The organism is Mucilaginibacter sp., from assembly GCF_036383575.1.
In the GTDB taxonomy this organism is placed as follows: domain Bacteria; phylum Bacteroidota; class Bacteroidia; order Sphingobacteriales; family Sphingobacteriaceae; genus Mucilaginibacter.
On record NZ_DASVOB010000831.1, the window covers coordinates 1 to 2,780 of the forward strand.

Consider the following 2,780-nt stretch of genomic DNA (forward strand, 5'->3'; position numbering starts at 1 on the left):
CGACAGCAGTAAAGTTCAGCAGGATGCAGAAGTACAAAAGGCAAGAAAGCTTGCTCGTCTGCAAAAAGAAGCTCAAAAACTCGGTCTTACTCTCCAAAATGCAGCTTGATTATGAATGATTTACATGCACGTCATTATAAGCGTAGCGCGGTAATCTCGTCGCCCATGCATGTCGAAATTGCAAATCCGCTTAGTATGGCTACGAGATTGCCACGTCGCTCCTGGCCCGCATTCCTTGGCTTGCTCCTCGCAATGACATGGGGAATTTTAATAGTTTCGTCAATTCAAAAACTACACCCAGCCGCCGGCGTAATCCCTTCTTTATCTATTGCCAATGATGGCTTTCCTTTTTTGAAGGTCACTATCCAGATACTGTCGAAATCATTATCCGGCCATTGCAGATCTTTGACTTTAAGGCCAAGGGCTTTTAGTATAGGTTTGATCTGGCTGTGTTCCCAAACAATAAAAATAGTCCCTTTTTTAGAGGATAGTTCATCAGCAACACCATTAGCATCTTCTTCCTGAAACTTACTGTTGATGGTCAGGTTGTATTTTACCGCTAATGGAGATACGGTTTGAAACATCCGTGAGCGTGGGGTGGATTTGCCCAAATTCAATGCCGGCACATAAATATGATCGGGAAGACCAAATTTGGCTTTTAAAACCTCGGGCAGTTTAAGCGCCCGGTTAAACCCGGCGCATGAAAGGTTATCGCCTGCATCAGGCTTTTCGGCATGGCGGATGAATACCAATTTCAGGTTTTTGCCCTGGCCGCAGGCGGTCAGGCTTGCCCAACCGACTATTAAAAAAAGTAAAAGAAATTTTTTTATCATGCCGGTTGTTGTTAGTGTTTATTCTACGGAAACTGTTAAGCCTTCCTGTTGGAGAATCTTCCTGTAGATCTCCATTTCGGTAAAGGAGCCCTCAAGTACGGCACATTTGCCTTCGTTATGTACTTTCCATGCTATTTTTTCTGCTTGTGGTTCGGAGTAATCCAGGTATTTCATCATGCAATGGATCACATGGTCAAAAGTGTTAAAATCATCGTTCCAGAGTATTAAACGATGTGTCTCTTTAAGTCCTGCAAGTAACTCTTCGAGGGTAAATGTTTCTTCCTGTACTTCGGTTGGCATACGTAACTACAAATTTACTCAAAAACAATAATAAAAGTGTTAAAATCGTGTTCCATGGTCTTAAAAATCATGTTACACATAACCCCTAAAATATTTCACATGAAAAAAGCATACCCGGCTTTTGTTTTAGCCTTAACTGCACAACTTTTAACAGCCCATCATTCATCGGCCCAAAGCACTAAAAATAGCCTGCAGTCACCTCCTGTCAATATTAATGTTGATGGCGATCTGAAAGAATGGGGCGATAGTCTGCGTTACTATAACGAAGAAAAGAGGTTGAACTATGCACTGGCTAATGATAAAGATTATCTGTATGCTGCTATTAGGGTGAGTGACCGGCTTGATAAAATGAAAGTACTAAATGCCGGCATTACGTTAACCATTGATCCGAAGGGGAAAAAGAAAGACAGTTTTACCCTTACTTTCCCGTTAGCAGCCCCGGGTGAAAAGCCAGAATTTCCAAAACCAAAAGATGATAATGGTGAAATTACCCAGGCCGACCGCGACGAGCTGATGCGCGAGCGTATAACTAAGCTGCGATATATTAAGGTTGTGGGGTTTAAGGATATTGAGGATGAGATGATCACCACATCAAATACATATGGTATCAAAACCGCTATAAATTATGATGCCAACGGCGACCTTGTTTATGAAGCAGCGATCCCGTTAAGTTTTTTTCATGCCGGTAGTGATGCCTTTAAGAGTGAATGGGCTTTTAATTTTAAGATCAATGGTTTCCAGCGCCCGACGGGTGGCGGTGGTGCAGGAGAAGGTGATGGCGGCGGCTTTGGCGGCGGCGGTGGCCGCGGCGGAAGAGGTGGTATGGGCGGTGGTGGCGGCATGGGAGGTGGCCGTGGCGGAAGAGGCGGCGGTCGCGGAGGCATGGGCGGTGGCGCAGGACGTGGTGCAGCGGGCGGTTCCAGCGAAATGGCAAAGTCAGTTGATTTTTGGGAGAAGTATTATTTGAGCGGGAAATAAGTTTGGTTCTAACAATTAAGTCCGAAAGGTTTAAGATACACTTAAATCTTTCGGACTTTCCGACTGCGGACTTCCGACTTAACCTATTCCACTTTATACCTATAAACCTGTCTGCCAAGGTTGCCAAATCCGTCAATACCTTCAATAACAATTCGGTAAGTTCCTTTTGTATCGGCGTTGAAATAATCGAATGAGGTTTGCCCTTTTTCATCAGTGATTATATTCGGATTCCAGTAAATGGTTGAGCACAAATCAAGTGTTTTATTGTTAGGTTTTGGAGTTGAGTATTTGGGCGAATAGAAAACACGTGCCTTGTAATAGCCTTTAAAAGGATAAGAAATAAGTCCTGAAGGTGACTCACTGGTCACAAAATTTCCAACACCATGGTTAGTAGTTATGACTAATGCGCCTGCAGACATTCCCGAGCCATATATCAGCGTGTAGCTTTGTCCTCTTAAAACTTCAATGCTGTAAACATCATTTACATTTACGCTATTCAAGGCATCACCGGGTATTATATTACCGTTAATGATAACTGACATCTTTTTTCGGCTTCTATCGTTAATAGGATTACCATCGGCATCAAAGGATACACCAAATATTTTACCGAGCAGGCAATCAGATAACCGTGCGCAGCTTTTAAATAATTTATCACCCATAATTACCTGG

The 2,780-nt window shown here is 43.2% G+C and carries 3 protein-coding genes and 1 pseudogene; 1 reads left to right on the forward strand and 3 read right to left on the reverse strand.

Annotated elements, in window-relative coordinates:
• Positions 1 to 284 precede the first annotated feature (284 nt).
• Together VF500_RS29330 and VF500_RS29335 are read right to left on the reverse strand one after the other, a co-directional pair.
• Positions 285 to 833 carry a histidine phosphatase family protein gene (locus VF500_RS29330; RefSeq protein WP_330863057.1) on the reverse strand — a complete coding sequence of 183 codons (549 nt, stop codon included), beginning with the start codon at positions 831 to 833 and terminating at the stop codon, positions 285 to 287.
• Between the two features lie 18 nt (positions 834 to 851).
• Positions 852 to 1,133 carry an ATP-dependent Clp protease adaptor ClpS gene (locus VF500_RS29335; RefSeq protein ID WP_112568816.1) on the reverse strand — a complete coding sequence of 94 codons (282 nt, stop codon included), beginning with the start codon at positions 1,131 to 1,133 and terminating at the stop codon, positions 852 to 854.
• Positions 1,134 to 1,232: 99 nt separating this feature from the next.
• On the opposite strand from VF500_RS29335, the gene VF500_RS29340 reads away from it, so the two are divergent.
• A complete protein-coding gene (locus VF500_RS29340) occupies positions 1,233 to 2,111 on the forward strand; it encodes a hypothetical protein (RefSeq protein WP_330863058.1) in 879 nt (292 codons plus the stop codon).
• Positions 2,112 to 2,194: 83 nt separating this feature from the next.
• On the opposite strand, the pseudogene VF500_RS29345 reads toward VF500_RS29340, so the two are convergent.
• A pseudogene (locus VF500_RS29345) lies at positions 2,195 to 2,780 on the reverse strand (TonB-dependent receptor); the annotation flags it as partial.

What these genes read in the sequence shown, in the direction of transcription:
- VF500_RS29340 (WP_330863058.1), top strand. Translation starts at nt 1,233, where the DNA reads ATGAAAAAAGCATACCCGGCTTTTGTTTTAGCCTTAACTGCACAACTT.
- VF500_RS29335 (WP_112568816.1), bottom strand. Translation starts at nt 1,133, where the DNA reads ATGCCAACCGAAGTACAGGAAGAAACATTTACCCTCGAAGAGTTACTT.
- VF500_RS29330 (WP_330863057.1), bottom strand. Translation starts at nt 833, where the DNA reads ATGATAAAAAAATTTCTTTTACTTTTTTTAATAGTCGGTTGGGCAAGC.